This window comes from Archangium violaceum, from assembly GCF_016859125.1.
Lineage (GTDB): Bacteria > Myxococcota > Myxococcia > Myxococcales > Myxococcaceae > Archangium > Archangium violaceum_A.
In genome coordinates, this window is the sequence record NZ_CP069338.1 from 9,168,115 (window position 1) to 9,186,366 (window position 18,252).

Below are 18,252 nucleotides of genomic sequence, written 5' to 3' on the forward strand. Positions count from 1 at the left end.
AGGACCCCCTGTTCGGCGGCCTTCCGGGTGGCCTGGCTCTTTGTCAGGTAGGCGTCAGGGGCTCGTCTCTCTCGAGCAGTGCCGGTTCGGGGAGGCCTTCACTTTCGTTGCGTGCCTCCAGCCGCCTGCTATAACGGGCCCCGTCGTACGTCGGCCGGGGCGCTCGCGACGTTGGGCTGGCGCTCACCAGAAAGAACCAGTAGTTTCAGTGGGTTATCTAGCTGGTCCCGTAGCTCAGTTGGATAGAGCGGCGGTTTCCTAAACCGCAGGCCGCTGGTTCGATTCCAGCCGGGGCCACTTTCTAAGTCCGCGACGCGCCGAAGGAATTCGGCGCGCGCGGCGAGGAATCGGGCGAGCGCCCGCCAGTGCGTTGAGTCCCCGTTGAGTTCCCGGGGACTCCCCCGGCGCCTCGTCCTCACCGTCACCACCAGCAAGCGCGGGTCCGTGGTCCGGGCCGTCGCTGTCTCCGGCGCCGAGTGCGTCGTGGAGGCCGGTGGCGCAGACCTGGGGGCGGTCATCGCCGACGCCCTGGCTGCCATGCGCGCTGCGGGCGGGAAGGGCGGTGTGCGATGAATCGCGACACCTACCCGGAGTGGGAGGCGTGGCAGCAGACCTGCCGCGTCTGCGAGCGGGTGAAGTGCCCGAAGCCCGAGGCGGTGGGGGAGTGGCTGGAGCAGCTGGTCCGCCGGCTTCACGAGCTGATGCTCCCGGACCTCAAGGGGTCCTCGAGCTGGCGCTCGCAGGTGGCCCACTACGAGTGCCTGCTCCAGTGCTACGCCGTGACCTGGTCCTGGGCGCTCCGGGGGGTCTGCCCGGACTGCCTCCGGCACGAGGACCCGAAGACAGCGGCGTACCTCGACATGCCGGAGCTGTGTCACTTCGACGCGGCGGTGCGCTGGTCCTGCATCTCCCCTGATGGCGGGGCGGTGGCGCTGGTGCGGGCGAACACCCCGGGCGGGCTGGTGCGCGTCCCGGCCGTGTGGCGCTTCCGCGGGCTCGCCGTGCACCCCAGCATCAACTTCTTGGGCCCGTCCGGTTACGTGGTGACTCACGACCGCAGTGGCTTCGCGTTGACGTCGAGTCCTCGCGAGCAGCAGGAGGCCGTGGCCCTGGCCGAGCTGCTCTCGGAGGCGGCCGACTGGGAGTCGCTCAGCGCGGCGGAGATCAGCGCCGACACCGAGCTGCGCGAGCGCGTGCGCTCCGTGCTCAGCCTGCTGTGGGTGGGAGGCGCGCGATGAGCACGCCCGTCACCGTCTGGCGCTACGTGCTGCGCAGCAAGCACGGGTGGGCCGTCATCCTGATGGACTCCACGGGCGTCTTCTCCGCCGTCTCCGACTGGGGCAACTTCGGGCACTGGTGGAGCCACCACGGCCACAAGGACTTCCGCGAGTTCTTCCTCGGTAAGGACTTCGCCAGGTGGCCGAGCTACTGCGCCGGGAAGTTCCGGCCGGAGCAGGTGTACGACGAAGAGAAGACGTTCCAGGGCATTCGGAGGCGCATCCTCGAGTGGCGCCGTGACGGCTCGCTCTCGAAGGAGGAGGCGCGTCGGGAGTGGGACCACTTCGTGGAGGTGGCGTGCGGCCAGCACTTCATGGAGTGGAAGGACGTCAACTCCATCTCCAAGGAGGACTTCCACGAGTGGTACGACGGCACGGGGATGCCGGACGCGTCTGAGTGCGCGTACTACGGCGACGACCCGCAGGCCGTGGGCTTCGTCCAGAACATCCTGCCGTTGCTGGCCCAGGCCATTGAGGCCGAGCTGGCGGCGGAGCGCAGCGCGGCGGGAGGTGCAGCATGACCTCGCCTCGCTGTGCGCACCAGGCGAACGCCCTGACGCTGGACATCGAGCTCCGGGAGGCCCGGGCCGAGGTGCGGCGGATGGAGGCTGCCCTGGAGAGCTCGAAGGCTGCCCGGCAGCTGGCGAGCGACAACGCCGAGGAGCTCGCGGACAGGCTGCACCAGGAAGCCCAGGCCCACGAGCGGACCCGCCAGCTGCTGGAGGACGCCGGGCGCGAGCGGGAGCGGCTGCTCTCGGTGGCTGTGGCCGCGCACCTCGTCCTCGGGGTGACGGACAACCCCACCACGCTCGAGCATCAGTCCGAGCGCCTGCGGGAGCTGGGCGTCGCCCTCACCAACCTGCGCGCCGCGCTGCAGGGGATGGAGGTGCCGGTCCTCACCGTGGAGGCGGTGGCCAACCTCATCATGTTCGCCGCCATGCGCGACGGGGCCCAGGGGCGGGACTTCAACGCCCGGACGGCCGCGGAGCTGGTGGTGGCCTGGCTGTACGGGCGCAACGCCCTGTCCCTGACGCGCGGCCTGGAGCCCACCGCCCACGAAGGAGCCAGCCCGAAAGGAGGTGAATCCCATGGCTGAGAACTCCTCTATCGAGTGGACCCACCACACCTTCAACCCGTGGCGGGGTTGTTCGAAGGTGCACGCGGGCTGCACCAACTGCTACGCCGAGAAGAACCAGGGCGTCGCCATGCAGGGCATCACCTGGGGCGAGGTGTGGCAGGGCGGCCAGCGGGTGGTGAAGGCCGAGAGCGGCTGGCGTGAGCCGCTGAAGTGGGCCCGGGACGCGGCGCGCGCGGGCGAGCGGCGCCGGGTGTTCTGCGCCTCCCTGGCCGACCTGCTCGAGGTGCCAGAGACCCCTGTGTCGTGGCCGTCCGGCTGGGGGGTGAAGGAGCGCAATTCCGCCATCGCCCGCCTGGACCATGCCAGAGCCGACCTGGACACGGCCCGCGAGCGCCTCTGGGACGTCATCCGGGAGACGGCGCGCATGCCACTGCCGCTCGTGGACGATGACCTGGAAAGGGAGGGCGGGACTCTGGCCATTCCTCCGACGCCCGGCCTGGACTGGCTGCTCCTCACGAAGAGGCCCGAGAACTGGCGCCTGGTGCCCGAGGACACACGCCCGTTTTGCTGGCTCGGCACCAGCATCTCCGACCAGAAGACGGCGGACGAGTGGGCGTGGCGCCTGTGTCAGGCCCAGGGCTTCCGGTTGCGCTTCCTCTCTATCGAGCCGCTCACGGGGTTTGTGGACCTCTGGGCTTTCCGCTCGCTGATCAACTGGGTGATCGTCGGCGGGGAGTCTGGCCCCAAGGCCCGGCCCTGCGACGTGGAGTGGGTGCGCGACATCGTGCGCCAGTGCCGCAAGGCCGGGGTTCCGTGCTTCGTGAAGCAGCTCGGCGCCATCACGAGGTGGGACCTGGACGCGCCCATGCCCCCCAACGGGTTGCTCACCGACAGGAAGGGCGGGGACATGTCCGAGTGGCCCGAGGACCTGCGCGTCCGCGAGTTCCCGGAGGTTCAGTCATGACGTGCCCCGCCCTGCCGACTCCCGAGCAGCGGCGTCAGGCCGTGGAAGAGCTCATCGACCGCACCCCTCAGACCGAGCGCGTCCTGCTGCGCGCCCGCCTCTACGCGGAGACCCCCTCCGAGGGGGCTGCCGAGGCACAGGGAGTGGAGCCGAAGTGTCGGTGTGCCGTGTGCTGGGTGGTGCGTCCCCCGCGTCTCCAGTGGAAGGAGCACCGGGAATCGCATCGGTACACCTGCGAGTCCGACGACTGTCAAAAGTTGTGGCGGAAGCTCTCGCGGACCGAGGGCACCGCGCGTGCCAAGGCCCAGGCTCGCCTCGTTCAGGCTGTGCAGGAGGGGATGGCCGCGTGAAGCCGCTCCGCCCGCTGGAGGTGGCCTTCTGTCTGACCACCTCCGTCTTCCTTCTCTCGTGGCTGCCCGCGCTCTTCGGGTGCCGGGCTGCCCGCCTCGTCTTCGTCCTCTGCTGGCCAGTTGTTGCAGGCCTCGCCCTCGTCGTCGCCCTCCGGAGGTCCCCGTGAGTACTCCCTTGCGAGCTCCATTCCCCTGGTTTGGCGGCAAGTCCCGGGCGGCTCCGCTCGTGTGGCAGGCCTTCGGGGACGTCGCCAACTACGTCGAGCCCTTCGCAGGCAGCCTCGCCGTGCTGCTCGCCCGGCCCACTCCGCCGCGGGTGGAGACGGTCAACGACAAGGACTGCTACCTCGCCAATTTCTGGCGGGCCGTCCACGCCGACCCCGAGGGCGTGGCCCACCACTCTGACTGGCCGGTGAACGAGGCGGACCTCCACGCGCGTCACCGGTGGCTCGTCGAGCAGGTCTCGTTCCGCGAGCGCATGCGCCGGGAGCCTGACTTCTACGACGTGAAGGTGGCGGGTTGGTGGGTGTGGGGCATCAGCCAGTGGATTGGCTCGGGCTGGTGCGCCCAGCCTGCCTGGGAGGAGCAGGACGCCGCCGGCGCCGAGAAGACGTGCGGCATCCACACCGCCGAGTACTCGAAGCGCCCGGCGCTCGACAAGCCGGGGAGGGGAGTGCACCAACTCGCGACGCGCGGTGAGTCGCTCGCCAATGCCGTGAACTGGGAGGGGAGGAGTAACGCTGGGCGCGCTGCTCGTGGGGTGCACGCTCGCCACGCACAGGACGAGCGCCTCCGCATGCTGCGCTCGGCCGTAGGTCTCGAGCGACGTCCACACCTGTCGAGCGGGAACGGCATCCATGCAAGCCGAGTCCGGGACCTCAGCCTATCTGCTGACTGGGCCAAGCGCCCATCTATAGGAGACGGCGGGGCTCGCGGAGTCCACACCGCAGCCTCGAGCACCTGGCAGCAGATGCCGGCCATCTCCGGCAGTCGGGGGGCCACTGGGCGCGGCGTAGTGGCCAGCGGCTCGCGCGGCACCATCCTCGAGTGGATGCAGGCTCTGTCCGCCCGGCTTCGGTACGTCCGCGTCTGCTGCGGGGACTGGAGGCGAGTGCTGACACCGTCCGTCACCGAGGCGATCGGCATTACGGCTGTCTTCCTGGACCCGCCGTATTCCGCGGCGGCCGGGCGGGACCCGAGCCTCTACGCTGAGGAGGACCTCGGTGTTGCCCACCATGTGCGCGAGTGGGCCCTGGCCAACGGGGACAACCCGCGGCTGCGCATCGCGCTGTGCGGCTACGAGGGTGAGCACCAGATGCCGGACAACTGGCGGTGCGTGGCATGGAAGGCGCCTGGCGGATACGCGGCGAGCGCCGGCAACACCGCCAACGCCCAGCGCGAGCGCATCTGGTTCAGCCCGCACTGCTTGGCCGAGCGCCAGCCCACCCTGATGGACCTGATGGAGGTGTCTCGATGAGTGGCTCTGTCGTGAGACCCCCCAGTGGGGCTGGGGCTGCATCGAGGCACTGGAGGGTCCTGGATAAATGTCACGAGATAAGTAGCCTCGTAACGGTCTACCGCACGAGTAGATCCAGCATTGGCCGTGGTGTGTTGCGCAGGTTCTACGCCTGCGGTGGGCCCGTCCGCGTCGAGAGGGGAGCGCCATGACTTGTCTGCCATGGTTCAAGCTGTTCAGCGAATTCACCGAGCACCCGAAGACACTGGCGCTGCAGGCCGAGCTCGAGCACCCGGAGGCGGACGCGTTCGTGCTGCGCATGTGGTGCTACCTGGCGAAGGCCGCCCCCACCGGTTGTCTCACGGGTCGGCACGCCGGAGTGGTGCTGGAGCGTGCGATCCGGTGGACGGGGCAGCCAGGGCGCTTCGTCGAGGCTGCCCTGGCCGTGGGCTTCCTGGAGAGGGAAGGGGACAACCTTGTTGCACACCACTGGGCGGAGGTGCAGGGCGCGCACGTCGCCAAGGTGGAGAGGGACAGAAAGAAGCCGGACGGCAAGAGGGCCTCCCGCCAACCTCCCGCCACGTCACCGCAGGACACCCGCGACGCTCCCTCCAGCATCCCGCGCGGGAGCACGGAGGAACCCGCGCGGGATGTTCGGGGGGAGAGTAGAGAGAAGAGAGTAGAGAGAGAAACAGAAGATCCCCCCCTCCCCCCAAAGGGGGTGGGGGATTCACGGACAGTCACTCACCTGCCGGTGCCCGCTCCCGCTGAAGTCGACGGGGAAGCACGGGCCGTTGCGCTGGACCAGGTGCCTGCCCCTCGACGGCTGCGAGCAGCCGGGACGACGCCGACGACCTCTCCGCCCGCCGAGCTGCCCAGAGCCGAGCCTTCGCCGACCGTGGCCGAGGCGCGCGACGTCGGGGGGATGCTCGCTTTCGAGTCCGGGCCTTCGACGTCCGGGGGCCTCACTGTGCCGGAAGCCGTGGATGCCGTGCACCGCGAGGTGATGCAGCGCCCCTACCCGTGGGATGCGAGGCAGGACGAGAAGGCGGCCACAGCCCTGCTGTCGCTTTGCATGGCCGAAGGGGTACCCATGGCTCGGGTGCCGGAGGAAGTCGGCCGCCGCTTCGGCCGGGCCCTGGTGCGCAACCTGGACCGGTACGCGAAGGGCAGCACCAAGGCCGTGACGCTGCGGGAGCTCGCGCGCCGCGAGTGCTGGGCGGCCAACGCCGAGCCACCCGTCCGCGAGGAGGAAGAGCGCGACTCGCTGAGCGGGACGGTACGAAAGCGGCTCGTGGCGCTCGAGCCATGGGATGCCGTGGCCGAGGTGCTCTCGGCGAGGGGGGCGCCATGAGCTGCGCGGCCATACCACCGGCGCTGCTGCTGCCCCAGGTGCTCGCGAAGCTGCAACAGGGCCGCGAGCGCGTTGCCCACGGGTGGCCGTCCATTCCGCAGGCCCTGGCCTCGGGCCCGGGGGCGAGCGTCGAGGCCCGCCTGGATGCAGCTCGGGCTCGGCCCTCGCCGGGCACCTACGTGTCGCCCTGGGTGACCGTCCTCGCCGAGTGCCTCCGGCGCGTCGAAGAAGCTCGCGCGCTGTGGGCCGGCGCGCCCGACACGATGCCCCCGCTCTCGGACGAGTTGTCCCCCTGCGCTCTGGAACTCCGCGTGCACCTCGCGTCGGCCCGCGCCTGCGCGGAGAAGAAGCTCGCGTGGAGCGACGAGGGCGGGCTCTCTCGGCCCCAGGCCCTGTGCGTCCTGCACCTCGCCGTAACGCTCGCGAAGTGGGAGGCCCAGCAGCAGCGCGCCACCGCGGCCTCGGTCGCCTTCGAGCTGACGCCGCCCCCGCCTCGGGCCCGCCCGGAGCCGAAGCCCCGGCGGCCAGCTCATGAGGACGCAGGCCCGCGGAGCCTGCGCGACCTGGCGCACGTGGCCAGTGCCTTCGACGTGTGGGACGGCAAGGAAGACGTGCCATGACGTGCCCTGCGCCTTTTCACGAGGAGCCGCCCCGGCCGCTCAGCGGTTGCTCGCGAACTCGGCCAACCATGGCCGGGCCAGAGCGCCAGATACCTGGAAGCCTTCTCCGTCATAGGTGATGACAGCGACGCCCATGGTCGCAAGGAAGCGCTCACGCGCATCGCTGATGGGGGCGTTCGTCACGAGGCAGAGCTCATCGGCAGCGGCGCCGCGGAAGTGCCGATACTCCAGCAGCTGGGACAGCGCTGCGCGTGTTTGGTGCACCTCGTTAGACGGGTCGAGCGTCTTCGCCTCGAAGATGACGCGTACGCCCTCCAATGGGGCGCGGGCCCAGAGGTCCACTGCCGAAGGGATTTCCTCGATGCTGTCCCACCCGGCTGCGACGAGATGTCTCTTCAACGCAGCGAGCAGCTCGTGGTGGTTCTGAACGGCCTTCTCTCGCAGAGCGAGCGTCTCTTCTGGAGACGCCCGTTCACCACTCGGAGTGAGCGCCGCTGGCCGACGCGACTCATCGAAAGGACGAGGTTCCCGGTGAGCCGGCTGCTGAGTCTGGAGGGGGACTTCTGGCTCCGCTGCGGGCTCCTCGACGATGGTGTTGACCTGCTCACGTTCTGGTCCTGCCTGGAGCAGCTGGCGCTGAGGACCAGTGCCTTTGAAACGGAGGCGGAACCGGAGGATGCGACGTCGCTCCCCACTGTCATCGTCGCCATAGGTCCACCAGTACTGCTGGCACTCTGCGACTCCCAGGAACCGCAGCTTCCGGGTCCCCGCTCGCTCAAACACAAAGAGGGTACTTAAGTTCTTAACTATACGAAAATCAAAATCTCCAAGCCCCTGGTCTCCGACCCTAGCTCGGCCTGTGTAGATGAGGTCCCTGCCATCCCAGTAGTCCTCGCAGTTGAAGGACTTCGCCCCTTCGGGGTCGGTGATGAGCAAGACCGCACCCCGATGCGGCACCATTCGACCTCTGCGTCCAAGATATGAGGGTCTAAATCCGAACATCTCGCCGAGTTCGTCCCAGGAATAAACGCGTCCCGGAATCCGCTCCGGCGCGGAAGAGCGGGGCGCCGCTGGTGCCGTGTCGTCTTTCACGGTGAATCCGAGTTCCTCGAGCTTGGCGCGTACGGTGGCCTCCCCTCCGCTGAAGTCGCTCGAGGAGAGCGGCCCGCGCTCGGGAAACTGGTAGCCAAATGCCACGCCAGCGATGGCCTTGGAGTCGTACCGCTTGCCGTCGCTCACGAGGAAGAACGAGCGTGCTCGGCCGAACCCGTACTTCTCCAGAAATGACTCGCGTCCGAGCCCGTCGAACTCTGCTATGGCCGCCTCGACAGCGTCTGGAGATGTCAGATCTTGCAGTGCCATGTCGGAAGAATAGTCCGTCCATCGGGCATGGGCCATGGCGACGCATTCTCACCTACACCCAGTCTCGCCCGCTGCACCAACGCCTCTTCTGCTTGGGCAAGGAGGTGCGTCATGGCAGCAGCCCCCACCCAGCCCACGTACAGCTTCGATGTGCCCGTGAAGACGGCGAGCACCAGCAACCTGCGCGAGCACCCCATGGCGCGTTACCGCAGGACGGACGCACAGAAGCGCGCCACCCGCCGCCGCTGCCCGGAGTGGACGGCTGGCCCGCTCGTGGTGGTGCGCCTCACCCGGGTGTCTCCACGACAGCTGGATGACGACAACGTGCGAGGGGCGCTGAAGTCCGTCCGGGATGCCGTGGCCACCTGGCTGCGCGTGGACGATGCCTCGCCCCTGGTGCGGTGGGAGTACCTCCAGGCGAAGGGGGCCACTCCGCTGGTGAGAGTCCAGGTGATGCTGGTGTCTCCGGTTGGTACCGGCGCTGCTCCGACGGCAAGCATCCTCCCGGAGATCCTTGAATCCGGTCCGGGCGCCCACCCGTTGGTCGAGGTCGAAGCCGACGCTGGAGGGCTCCGCGTTGTTCGCGAGCCGGGCAGTGGCCGTGTCCGCGCTCCGCGCTCCCTTGCTGCTCTCGCCACCCCAGCCACCTACCGCCCCGGGAGTCCTCGATGAGCTGCGTAACGAAGCTGGTGCGACCCGCCACCGTCACCTGCGGGTGTGGTGCCACCCTCATGGTGAAGACAGGGGGCGGTCCGCTGCCCTCCAAGTGCGCCCGGTGCAAGGAGCTGGCGAAGGCGCCGAGCCGGAAGCGGGCCGTGGCGAAGCGGCGCGCGAAGCGCCTGCGCGTGCGGGATTTCACGGGTGAGGCCGCGGTGGAACTCGACTGGGCTGAGCAGCTGGCGGACGAGCGCGTGGCGTTGGGCTGCGCCTTCGAGAACTTCCGTGCGCAGGTGCTCGCGCTGGCCCGCGACTGGGGCCTCCCGGCTCCCGCTGTGCAGTAGCAGGGAAGTGTCCTTGGCCAACTCCGTGCACATTTTTGCACCTGTGGCACGGATAGAGGATGGCCTGTCCAGCACCGTCCCTGTCCCGAGCCACACCGCCCGCGTCCTCTCGCGTGAGGACAGCGCGGCCGCAGGCGCTGGAGTCCCCCACCCAGCTGTCCCTGCCGATTTCCGTCCCCACGCGCCAGGTGCAGCGCAGGGAGCGGGCCCACCGGCCCCACCTGCGCCAGCGCACCCTCCCAGGGGTGGACACCCGGCAACGGGTGTTGCCCTTCCGTCGCTCGAAGAGCGACAGCCTCCTCACGCCGGAGCTCGCCGAGGCCATGGAGACGGCCCTCGCCGAGGTGCGTTCCGCTGCGGAGGGCGGCCGTAGGCAGCGCGCCGCCGAGGCTCTGCTGCTGCAGCTGCTCACCCCCTTCCTCAAGGGCGAGGTGGCGCACGCCCTGGCGCACCACGAGCGCACCCACCTCAACAGGGACGACCTTCTGCAGGAGGCCCTCTTGCGCGCCCAGAAACTGTGGAAGGGCTTCACCCCCGGGTGGGCTGGACCTGGCCGCACCCTGTACCCGGCCTACGTCAAGAAGGCCGTCCGGCAGCACCTGGGCAACGTGCTCGAGGACGCCAAGCTGATCGGCCCCACTCACTGGGGGAGGAAGCTCGCCGCCCGCGCGCGCAAGCGGATGAAGCGTGAGCCCACGGTGACGTACGAGGAGGCCCTGAAGACGGAGGGCGCGGACCACGCCACCACCCTCGGGCTCACCCTGGGGGCTACCCGCGCCGACGAGCGCGAGGCCGAGCTGCTCGCCGACGAGCAGGACGAGGAGCAGGCCGAGGAGACGCGGCAGTTCGAGCTGGGCTCCGCCGCGGTGGCCGCTCTCCGTCGCCTCCCCCAGCGCGAGCGCATGGCCGTGGCCGTCCCCCTGGGGCTGTCCCGGGTGCAGCTCTCCGACGGCGAGCTCGCCCGCCGCCTCAAGTGCACCCTCCCGGAGTTGCTGGCCGCCCGGGAGCGCGGGCTGGCGACCCTTCGAGAAGACATGAGGAGGGCAGCATGCTGAGTCTTTCGATTCGAGAGGTGGCCGCGATGATGCTGGGCATGGTGGTGTCCGACCCGGACACGCGGCTCGGCTTCGTCGCCTCGTCCCGGGAGAGCGCCCGGCTCACCGGCTTCGCGGTGGCCGAACTGCTGAAGAGCAAGGGAGTGGTGTGGCACCCCGCCTACCAGGAGGTGCGCTGGCCGAGCGGCGCCAAGGCGGTGTTCGTCTCCGTGAAGGAGCCGGACAGGATGCGCGGGTACCGCTGGGCGGGAGCCTTCATGTCCGCCGCCGCGGCCGAACTGGCGGACGAATACGCCCGGCACGTTGTGGACTCCAACGCCCGGCCGCCCGGCACCGTCGTCTCGGGGTGCGCCGAGGTGGCCAGCCGGGACGCCCTCTCCGAACTGCAGCGCGAGGCGGCCTGATGCCGATTATTGTCGCCCAGAAGGACGGCACCTGCCGGGCCTGCGGCAAGCTCGTCCGCAAGGGCGAGGAGGCGGACTACACCGCCGAGCAGGGCCTGGCCCACCCCGAGCCCCAGTGCTCCGCGGCGCCCGCCCTCCACCGCCCCAACCGCCGGGCAGGTCAGTGCCGCTGTGGCGCCTCGGTACCGGCCGGCGCCGGGCGGCTTCGCCTCCTCGAGGACAGGGGGGCTGCTGGCGGTGGGAAGAGCTGGGCTGTGGACTGCGCCGCCTGCGCGGGCTTGTGACGTACCCGTCAGGCGGTTAGGGTCCCATCCGGAATGGTGAAACGGGAGGGATGCCCATGTTCCGTCGACTGAGCGTTCTGGCGTGTGCGTTGGTTGCCGCAGTCGCGTGCGACGCTCCTCCGCCCGGGGGCAATCCGCCACCGGTCGTTGGTGAGACAGACGCGGGGACGGCGCTCACGGATAACGTCGATGTAGTGCTGCGCAACACAACCGATAAGCCCATCCGCCTCGATGTCGTCGGTACTGTTCAGGATCTTGCTGGTGGGCCCTCCCTCGATATCTGGAGGCCCGGCATTATTGAGGTGCCTGCCAACACCGAAACGAAGCTTGTGGGGGTCCTCTCCGCCCCTCTCGCGCATCGCCTCAGTGTTGACGCGGACGCCATGGAAGGAGGATCCGTTGGCTCTGGCCGGGGTATGAGTGTCAAGACAATGAATGAGCGCCCGGCCTGCGAGATACAGACCACGGGAGCTCCACACCCCAATGCCATCTCGGTGGTGTGCAAGTAGTCAGGCAGATCTGTAGCTGATTCCCTGTAGGCTGACCCACGTGGTGGACCCGCTCACCACGTACACATTCCCGTCGCTCCGAACCTCGATGCTGCCCATACCGGTGGCGGTCAACACAGCGAAGTCTCGCGTTGCTGGTGGTCGGTGGGTCGACGGGAGAATGAAGGCCACGCTCCCCGTGGAGCCGCCTTTCATCGTGCCCTCGATGTGAACGCGCCCGGAGCTGTCCTTGTAGTACCTGACCCCGTTGCGCCCGTAGTCGGTGAAGTTGTCCCAGGTTCCAACGAACGTGGGCATCACCGCAGCCTCCTGCACATTGTCGGACTGGGCGATCTGGACAGAGTCGACGTTTACGGTGCTGCCGAGAGACGGGAGTGTCGCAGTGATTCTTGCTCGAACGTAGCGAGCTCCTGATGGTGCTGTGGCGGAAATCGCTGAACGCGCCCAGGGCGCACCGGCGCCGAAGGTGCGCGCAGCGGTCTCAAAGCCGACAGAGACGAGACCAGCATCGAGCCACTCGACGGAGACCGACACAGTGGAGCCGGTGCTGCCCTTGGCGAACGCATCCACGCTGTAGCGGAGACCAGGTCGTGCGGCGACGGCGTCAGACACCAGGGCTGGTCCGCTGCCCGAGATGAACATCAGGGACCGAGCCCCGCTGAGTGCATCCGCGCTCATCACGACGTCCGTCCCCCAGGATCCATACAGCATTGCCCACCCGTCAGGTGGACCTGATGGATCGGTCTGTGCCTCGAAATCCGAGTTGAGAGGAAGGGTGGCATACGAGACTCGGGGCTGCAGCACGCCTGGGCTCACGTACCGAGGTGCCAGCGTTACCTCCTCAGAGGCCGGACCGATGTTGCCCTTCCTATCCCTCGAGCGCACTCGCGCGTAGTAGCTCACGCCGGCCGTGAGCCCCGTCAGGTCGAAGCGTGTGGAGCTGCTCACCGCCTTCAACGTCGCCGCGGAGAGCGTGAAGCCAGGAGAGGTGCCGACGTGGAGCTCGTATTCCTCGGGCACGGGGCCTCCGGAGGTGACATTGGGGGCGGTGAAGAGCAGCACGGCCCCCGTCACCGAGTTCGTCACCGAGAGGCCCGAGGGGGCGGCGGGCCCTGTGAAGGGCACCGTCGGCGCCGTGTACCCGTCCGCGTTGCGGCTGAGCCACAGCCGGGCGCCGAGCGACGGCTTCCCGTTGAGGGCGAGGCGCGTCTTGCCGTCCGTGCTGGTGAGGGTGTGCGTCACCTGGCGCACCGCCAGCACCTGGGCGGTGGTGAAGTGGAAACCGTTGGGGGCGAGCTGCACCAGGTCGGCGAGATCGAATCCCGGGTGGAAGCGCACCTCCACCGAAGCGCCGACGTCGCAGGTGGAGAGGTCCGCGAGTCCGGCCTCCGCGAGCCGCACGGCCTCGTCATGGGTGCGGATGCCGCTCGTCGTGGCCTCTGCCAGCCACATGGTGCGCGGGAGCGCGATGCCTCCGGAGGTGATGTACCCGTAGCGCTGCGTCGCCGCCTCGTCCTCGCGCGCCACCGTCTTGCGCTTCGGCTGGCCGGCCGCGTCCAGGTCCTCCTCGTCCGAGTACGTCACCTCCACCCGGGTGCGCACGTTCTCCAGCGAGGTGGTGAACTCACCGAGGTACTGGTAGTCGCTCGGCCCGTACGTCCATGTGGGCGCCGTGCCGGCCCGGTCCGGGCCCCACAGCCACAGGCCCCAGTCCCCGGTGTCCGGCCGGTACTTCCACCGCACCTCCCAGCCGCGGCCCACGGCCAGCTTCGACAGTGCGTCCATGACGGGCTGGCGCTCCTGCTTGTACTTGCCGAGCAGTTGTAGCGAGGCCTGGGGCGTGTAGAGGGCGAAGTCGGACAGCCCGGCCGCCACGAGAATCTGGTTGCACACCGTCTCCAGCGGGGTGCCGTCGTCGCTGCCGTACGTGCCCTCGGGCACCCACACGTCCTGGAGGACGCCGGCCATGTCCCGGCCGGTGAAGGTGATGATCTCCGGGCCGGAGTCCACCCGATCGATTCGGCCGAAGAACAGGGGACGCCATGCCGCAGGCAAGGGCTCGAAGCCCAGCGGCACCACCGCCGCCTCCACGCGGAAGGGCCGCCCAGCCTGCAGCAGGGGTGCGTAGTCCCCGGGGAGGTTGTTCGCCCGGCTTGTCTCCATGAGCGGGGCGAGGCTCAGCCCGTCCAACTCCCGCATGACTCGCACCGAGGCTTGCCCCACCGGGTTGTCGAGCCCCTCGTCCACGTCAACGCTGTCGAGGAAATCGCGGCCGAAGAGGTTGGTCAGGTCGTACCAGGTGCTTCCCAGCAGGACTCGCACGCGGCCGCGAGTGGAGTAGGGGCCGGACGAGCGGAGAAGCCGCTGCTGCTGCTCAAGGAGAGGGCGCATGCCCCGGAGAAGGGGCGCACCGGCTCAGGTGCCGTAGAGCGTGAAGTCGAAGCGCTCGGAGATGCTGGTGAGCCGCGGCGAGGCCTTCGAGGTGCCCACCTGCCCGACGCACAGCAGCCCATTCGGAGGGAAGCGCGGCCCCCATGCATACACCCGGGAAGGGCCAGGCCAGGCGAAGAGGCTGTGAAAGCCATAAATCCCAGCCACCCAGGACGCGGGCACCTCGAAGGGCAGCGCCACGACGTCGTCATAGGCGGTTGCAACGCCCTGGCCATCGATATCACCTATCCGCAGCAGCCCGCCCGAGGCGTCCCCGAAGAGCCACTCGTCGCTCGTCGCCACCCCGTTGATGTACAACTGTCCCGCCGTGTTGATGACATGCCTCCACGGGCCCGTCCCCTCACGCACCCACCCGATGAATGTCGCCGCCTCGTCCACGCTGAAGCCGACATTCCACATGACGATTTGGTTGGCCGGGACGGTGAGCCCGGCCAACCCCTTCCTTCGTGCGGCCGTGGACCTCGCCACGCCTGCGTCGACGAGCAAGGGGGCAACCTCTCGTGACGTGTAGAGGTGTGACGTCGACGATGAGTTGTCCTCGAAGGTAAGCACGTGCCCCTCGCCGTCGATGAGCGCCTGCAGCGCCTTCGACTCTCCCTCGGGCAGCGGACCGGTGGTGAAGCGGAAGTCGTCCTTCCTCTGGATCTTCTGGGTCGAGCGCGGGATGCCGTTGATGGAGCGCACTACCTCACCCAGACGCACGGGCATCCGCTCCGAGTCCTCACACTGGACGTCCACGCCGTTGATGGTGACGAGAGCCATCAGCCTGTTCCTCCGAATCGCGCGGCCAGACCCGCAACCCTGCCCACCGAGCCCCGATGCCGGAAGGCAATCTCATCCAACTTCTGCGCCAAGTCCCCGAGTCCGGAGAAGAGATCGCGCACGTTCATGTTGATGACCCCCACCAGGGGGCCGCCCGGGGGCACCAGCGTGTCACCCGAGGACGGCGCGGACGTTCCCGGTGCCGCGGGCCGCGTCGGGGTGACGTACGTGTCACGGGGTATTGTCACTCCGCCCGTCTGCCCGTCCCGCTCCTTCTGGGCATTGAAGCGGGCGAGCGTCACCTTCCACGTGTTGGGCACGTTGGACAGGCTCTCGTTCGCCTTCTCCAGGGCCTCGCGGTTCTTGAGGACCTCGGCCGTCTCCTCGGCCTTGGCCCGAGCCGCGTCCCAGGTCATGTCCTTCAGCTTGGAGATGGAGTCATTGAGCCCGGTGGTGGAGATCTTCGCGTCGTTGAGGCTCCTCGCCCAGTCGTTCATGAAATCGAAGGGCTTCGCGCCGAACACCTCAATGTCTCCGATGGCGCGGAACACCGACTGGATGGCCTTGATGATGCCATTCCACACGCCGCTGATGCCCTTGGCGATTTCGAGGATGCCGATGGCCAGCCACCGCACGCCTTCGAAGAAGAGCCGCAGGCCCACCTCGGCGAGCAGCCGCAAGGGTACTTCCGTGAGTTGGAGGACACCGGCGAGCATCTGAAAGACGGGCTGCAGCGCCGCAAACACCTCCCCCAGCCCGACCAGGACGGGGATGAGTGGATCCACGGCCTCGAGGAGGTACTGCAGGATGGGTGTCAGGGCGCCCATAATCGCCTGCACCAGATAGCCGATGGCGCCCACCAGCGGCTGCAATGGGCCGAGCAACTGCCCGAGCGAGTCGGCCACCAGTTGGATGAGGGTGTTGATCATCTCAACGAGCGTTTTGAAGCCCTCGGAGCGGGTGAGGATGTCGGCTACCACCGCGATCACGCCGCCCCAAATACCGCCCGCGGCCACGCCCTGAGCGAAAGAGTTGAGGATGTCGGCGATGTCACCGATGCGGCTCACCAGCTTGCTCTTGAGACTGTCGCGGGCGTCACGCATGGCCTGGGTGATCTCGTCCGACTTCTTCTTCACTTGCAGCGCGGCCTCCACGAGCGCCCCCGTCACGAGGCCAGCGGCGCTCAGTGCCTGCTTCGCGAACATGGAGAGATAGGCGTCCATGATGTCGTCGCTACGCTGGACCAGGCGCTTGAGGTAGTCGCTCTCCGCCTCTCCAACCGTCTCCGTCTCCTTCTCGGTGGCTACCGTGACGGAGTTGGGATCGCCCACATCGGGCACAGCACCGAGCAGCTTGTCCTTCAGCGCCAAGAGTTCCTCGAGGTGCAGCGCCTTGACCAGTTCCCGGCCCAGCATCTCCGCGCCTTCCAGGCTGTGCTTCAGGCCGTATGTCACGTTCTCCCGGGCGGTCTTTGTTGACTCCGAAAGGGCCTTGCCGGCGGCAGTGGCGGTGTCACTGATGACGCCCCCGACGGCTGCGACCCCCTCCTCAAGCCTCTTCATGAAGGCCTCGGCTGAGAGGTTCTGAACCTGCGCAAGGTTCTTGGCCAGAGTTTCGGCCTCAAGTCTCCAGGCCACCGCCTCGAGGAACTTGGCGACCGCCTTCACTCTGTCGAAGACGGCGTTGAGCATGGCCGTGGCGAGCTTCGAGATGAAGTCTGTCACGGAGCCCATCAGCTTGCCGAAGAAGTCGGCGGCCTTCTCTCCGAGGTCCTTCATCTTGTCCACGATGTCGGCAGTGCTCTCCTTCCAGAGAAAGACGATGTTGTCCCAGCTCTTGTAGAGCGACCCTGCAAAGAGGACGATGGCGCCAACCGCTGCGGCCACGGCGAGCAGTGGGAGCGCGACGGCTCCGATCTTCGGCAGCAGCGCCGTGAAGGAACTGCCCAGCCCCTTTGTGGCGGAGGGTAGTTCCTTGAGTGAGGCGGTGAAGGACGTCAGTCCCGAAGTCATCTGCGCGAAGACTTGCCCGACGGTCGCCTGTCGCAGGTAGACGAGCGCCCACCCCGCCTTCTGGACGGAGCCGGTGAAGAGCGTCGTCGCCACCTTGGTCGCCATAAGGCTCGTTCCGAGGACACGCAAGGCGCGGACAAGCACCACTGTGCCCTCAAAGAAGGACTTCGTGAACATGAGCGCCCGCACCATCGCGAAGCTCACGCCTCCGACGACGGCCGAGTACTTCACCATGTCGACGATGTTCTGCCTCTGCTGCTCGGAGAGGTTGCGCCACGTGGCGATGGCCGTCTTCACGAGCGTGTTGAGCTCGCGGACGAGGGGGAGAAACGTCTCGCCCACCTCTCGGCCGAGTAGCATGGTGGAGTCCTTGAGCTTCTCGAGCTCCTTCGAGGCCGCATAGGACGTCTGACCCGCCACCGCAACGGACGCGGCGGCGAGGCCAGCGACGGAGAGCAGCCCATCGGAGAAGTCCCCCAGGGCCGCTGCCGCCTTGCTCATGTTCTCTTCGATCTGGTCCGCCGCTTCCTCCACGGCGTCCACCACCTGGCCCAGCGTCTTGACCATCTCGCCGATGGAGGCCGTGACGGAGACGTAGAGATCTCCGACCTTGAGCCCGCCCGGTCCATTGCCAGCTCCAGCCACGTTGCTGCTCCTCGCGCTGCTACGCCGCGCTGTACTGCGTGGTGCGGACGACCCGCTTGCGTCCTGGGGCTGGGCTCGAGGAGACCTCGGGCGAGGCGCCGGAGGTGTCTGGCGTCTCGCCCTCTTGCTCGATCAGGTGGTCCGCCGCGATGGTCGCAATCCACTCAAAGGACTGGGCCGCCGTCTCTTGCTCCGTCCAGCCTTGGATTCTCGCGACCCTGATCTCTAACGCTCGATCGGGGTCGCTTCGGAGTTTCCCTTCAGCTTCTCCACCACGGTGCCCGTGGCAGCGAGGGCCGCCGTCGCATCATCCTTGATGTCCATCAACCACGGCGCGACGCTGATGTTGGCGAGGTCCTCATCCGAGGTCCGGTCGAAGATCGGCCGCACCGCCCCCGGCTCGAACGTCACCGTGGCGACCATGCGCGCGAGCAAGCGCATCGCACCGGTCTCTCCGATCGGCTTGCCGTCCTGGTCGATGTCGCCCGCCTTCCTGGCTTCATCGAGGACCTGCACCGCCACACCCTCCGGGGCGCGACGAATGACGAGCGCGAGCGGCTCGCCGTCGACGTCGATGGTGGTGTCCTTGTACTTGCGCCACGTGGCATTGCCCAGCTTCTTCTTGAGGTCAGTCATTGTGTGTCTCCGGTGGGAGGGATTGGGAGTTG

At 68.2% G+C, this 18,252-nt stretch carries 21 protein-coding genes and 1 tRNA gene; 17 read left to right on the forward strand and 5 right to left on the reverse strand.

Features of this window, described 5'->3' with window-relative positions; all coding sequences use genetic code 11:
• Nucleotides 1-223: 223 nt before the first annotated feature.
• From JQX13_RS38760 to JQX13_RS38810, 11 genes are all read left to right on the forward strand, one after another.
• Nucleotides 224-297, forward strand: a tRNA-Arg gene (locus JQX13_RS38760).
• Between the two features lie 84 nt (nt 298-381).
• Entirely contained in the window at nt 382-573 is a 192-nt protein-coding gene (locus JQX13_RS38765) for a hypothetical protein (RefSeq protein ID WP_203404449.1), read from the forward strand.
• On the forward strand, nt 570-1,238 hold the full coding sequence (locus JQX13_RS38770; RefSeq protein ID WP_203404450.1) for a hypothetical protein: 669 nt from the start codon (nt 570-572) through the stop codon (nt 1,236-1,238). Before JQX13_RS38765 ends, JQX13_RS38770 begins: the two co-directional genes overlap by 4 nt.
• Nucleotides 1,235-1,798, forward strand: coding sequence for a hypothetical protein (locus JQX13_RS38775; protein WP_203404451.1), 564 nt, complete (start codon nt 1,235-1,237; stop codon nt 1,796-1,798). Before JQX13_RS38770 ends, JQX13_RS38775 begins: the two co-directional genes overlap by 4 nt.
• Nucleotides 1,795-2,373 carry a hypothetical protein gene (locus JQX13_RS38780; protein ID WP_203404452.1) on the forward strand — a complete coding sequence of 193 codons (579 nt, stop codon included), beginning with the start codon at nt 1,795-1,797 and terminating at the stop codon, nt 2,371-2,373. Before JQX13_RS38775 ends, JQX13_RS38780 begins: the two co-directional genes overlap by 4 nt.
• Nucleotides 2,366-3,319 carry a DUF5131 family protein gene (locus JQX13_RS38785; protein WP_203404453.1) on the forward strand — a complete coding sequence of 318 codons (954 nt, stop codon included), beginning with the start codon at nt 2,366-2,368 and terminating at the stop codon, nt 3,317-3,319. The genes JQX13_RS38780 and JQX13_RS38785 overlap by 8 nt, the downstream gene beginning before the upstream one ends.
• The gene (locus tag JQX13_RS38790; protein WP_203404454.1) at nt 3,316-3,669 is read left to right on the forward strand and encodes a hypothetical protein; all 354 of its coding nucleotides are present in this window, start codon (nt 3,316-3,318) and stop codon (nt 3,667-3,669) included. Before JQX13_RS38785 ends, JQX13_RS38790 begins: the two co-directional genes overlap by 4 nt.
• Nucleotides 3,666-3,836, forward strand: a complete 171-nt coding sequence (locus JQX13_RS38795) for a hypothetical protein (RefSeq protein ID WP_203404455.1) — start codon at nt 3,666-3,668, stop codon at nt 3,834-3,836. Before JQX13_RS38790 ends, JQX13_RS38795 begins: the two co-directional genes overlap by 4 nt.
• A gap of 59 nt (nt 3,837-3,895) precedes the next feature.
• Nucleotides 3,896-5,146: a hypothetical protein gene (locus tag JQX13_RS38800; RefSeq protein ID WP_203404456.1), complete on the forward strand. Its 1,251-nt coding sequence runs from the start codon at nt 3,896-3,898 to the stop codon at nt 5,144-5,146.
• Nucleotides 5,147-5,333: 187 nt separating this feature from the next.
• Nucleotides 5,334-6,479, forward strand: a complete 1,146-nt coding sequence (locus tag JQX13_RS38805) for a hypothetical protein (protein ID WP_203404457.1) — start codon at nt 5,334-5,336, stop codon at nt 6,477-6,479.
• The gene (locus tag JQX13_RS38810; protein ID WP_203404458.1) at nt 6,476-7,099 is read left to right on the forward strand and encodes a hypothetical protein; all 624 of its coding nucleotides are present in this window, start codon (nt 6,476-6,478) and stop codon (nt 7,097-7,099) included. Before JQX13_RS38805 ends, JQX13_RS38810 begins: the two co-directional genes overlap by 4 nt.
• 39 nt (nt 7,100-7,138) lie before the next feature.
• Here JQX13_RS38810 and JQX13_RS38815 read toward each other — a convergent pair whose 3' ends face one another.
• Nucleotides 7,139-8,461, reverse strand: a complete 1,323-nt coding sequence (locus JQX13_RS38815) for a hypothetical protein (protein ID WP_203404459.1) — start codon at nt 8,459-8,461, stop codon at nt 7,139-7,141.
• 111 nt (nt 8,462-8,572) lie between these two features.
• Between JQX13_RS38815 and JQX13_RS38820 the strand changes: the two genes are divergently transcribed.
• The 6 genes from JQX13_RS38820 (at nt 8,573) to JQX13_RS38845 (ending at nt 11,714) form a co-directional block, all read left to right on the forward strand.
• The gene (locus JQX13_RS38820; protein ID WP_203404460.1) at nt 8,573-9,133 is read left to right on the forward strand and encodes a hypothetical protein; all 561 of its coding nucleotides are present in this window, start codon (nt 8,573-8,575) and stop codon (nt 9,131-9,133) included.
• Nucleotides 9,130-9,462 (forward strand): hypothetical protein, encoded by a 333-nt coding sequence (locus JQX13_RS38825; protein WP_203404461.1) that lies wholly within the window; start codon nt 9,130-9,132, stop codon nt 9,460-9,462. The genes JQX13_RS38820 and JQX13_RS38825 overlap by 4 nt, the downstream gene beginning before the upstream one ends.
• A gap of 113 nt (nt 9,463-9,575) precedes the next feature.
• The gene (locus JQX13_RS38830; RefSeq protein ID WP_239014114.1) at nt 9,576-10,517 is read left to right on the forward strand and encodes a hypothetical protein; all 942 of its coding nucleotides are present in this window, start codon (nt 9,576-9,578) and stop codon (nt 10,515-10,517) included.
• Complete coding sequence (locus tag JQX13_RS38835; RefSeq protein WP_203404462.1) at nt 10,511-10,921, forward strand: hypothetical protein; 411 nt, start codon at nt 10,511-10,513, stop codon at nt 10,919-10,921. Before JQX13_RS38830 ends, JQX13_RS38835 begins: the two co-directional genes overlap by 7 nt.
• Nucleotides 10,921-11,205, forward strand: coding sequence for a hypothetical protein (locus tag JQX13_RS38840; protein WP_203404463.1), 285 nt, complete (start codon nt 10,921-10,923; stop codon nt 11,203-11,205). The genes JQX13_RS38835 and JQX13_RS38840 overlap by 1 nt, the downstream gene beginning before the upstream one ends.
• 56 nt (nt 11,206-11,261) lie before the next feature.
• The gene (locus JQX13_RS38845; protein ID WP_203404464.1) at nt 11,262-11,714 is read left to right on the forward strand and encodes a hypothetical protein; all 453 of its coding nucleotides are present in this window, start codon (nt 11,262-11,264) and stop codon (nt 11,712-11,714) included.
• Here JQX13_RS38845 and JQX13_RS38850 read toward each other — a convergent pair whose 3' ends face one another.
• From JQX13_RS38850 to JQX13_RS38865, 4 genes are all read right to left on the reverse strand, one after another.
• On the reverse strand, nt 11,715-14,105 hold the full coding sequence (locus tag JQX13_RS38850) for a fibronectin type III domain-containing protein (protein ID WP_203404465.1): 2,391 nt from the start codon (nt 14,103-14,105) through the stop codon (nt 11,715-11,717).
• Nucleotides 14,106-14,129: 24 nt separating this feature from the next.
• On the reverse strand, nt 14,130-14,927 hold the full coding sequence (locus tag JQX13_RS38855) for a hypothetical protein (protein WP_203404466.1): 798 nt from the start codon (nt 14,925-14,927) through the stop codon (nt 14,130-14,132).
• Complete coding sequence (locus JQX13_RS38860) at nt 14,927-17,584, reverse strand: hypothetical protein (protein WP_203404467.1); 2,658 nt, start codon at nt 17,582-17,584, stop codon at nt 14,927-14,929. Before JQX13_RS38860 ends, JQX13_RS38855 begins: the two co-directional genes overlap by 1 nt.
• Nucleotides 17,585-17,809: 225 nt before the next feature.
• Nucleotides 17,810-18,220 (reverse strand): hypothetical protein, encoded by a 411-nt coding sequence (locus JQX13_RS38865; protein ID WP_203404468.1) that lies wholly within the window; start codon nt 18,218-18,220, stop codon nt 17,810-17,812.
• Nucleotides 18,221-18,252: the final 32 nt, after the last annotated feature.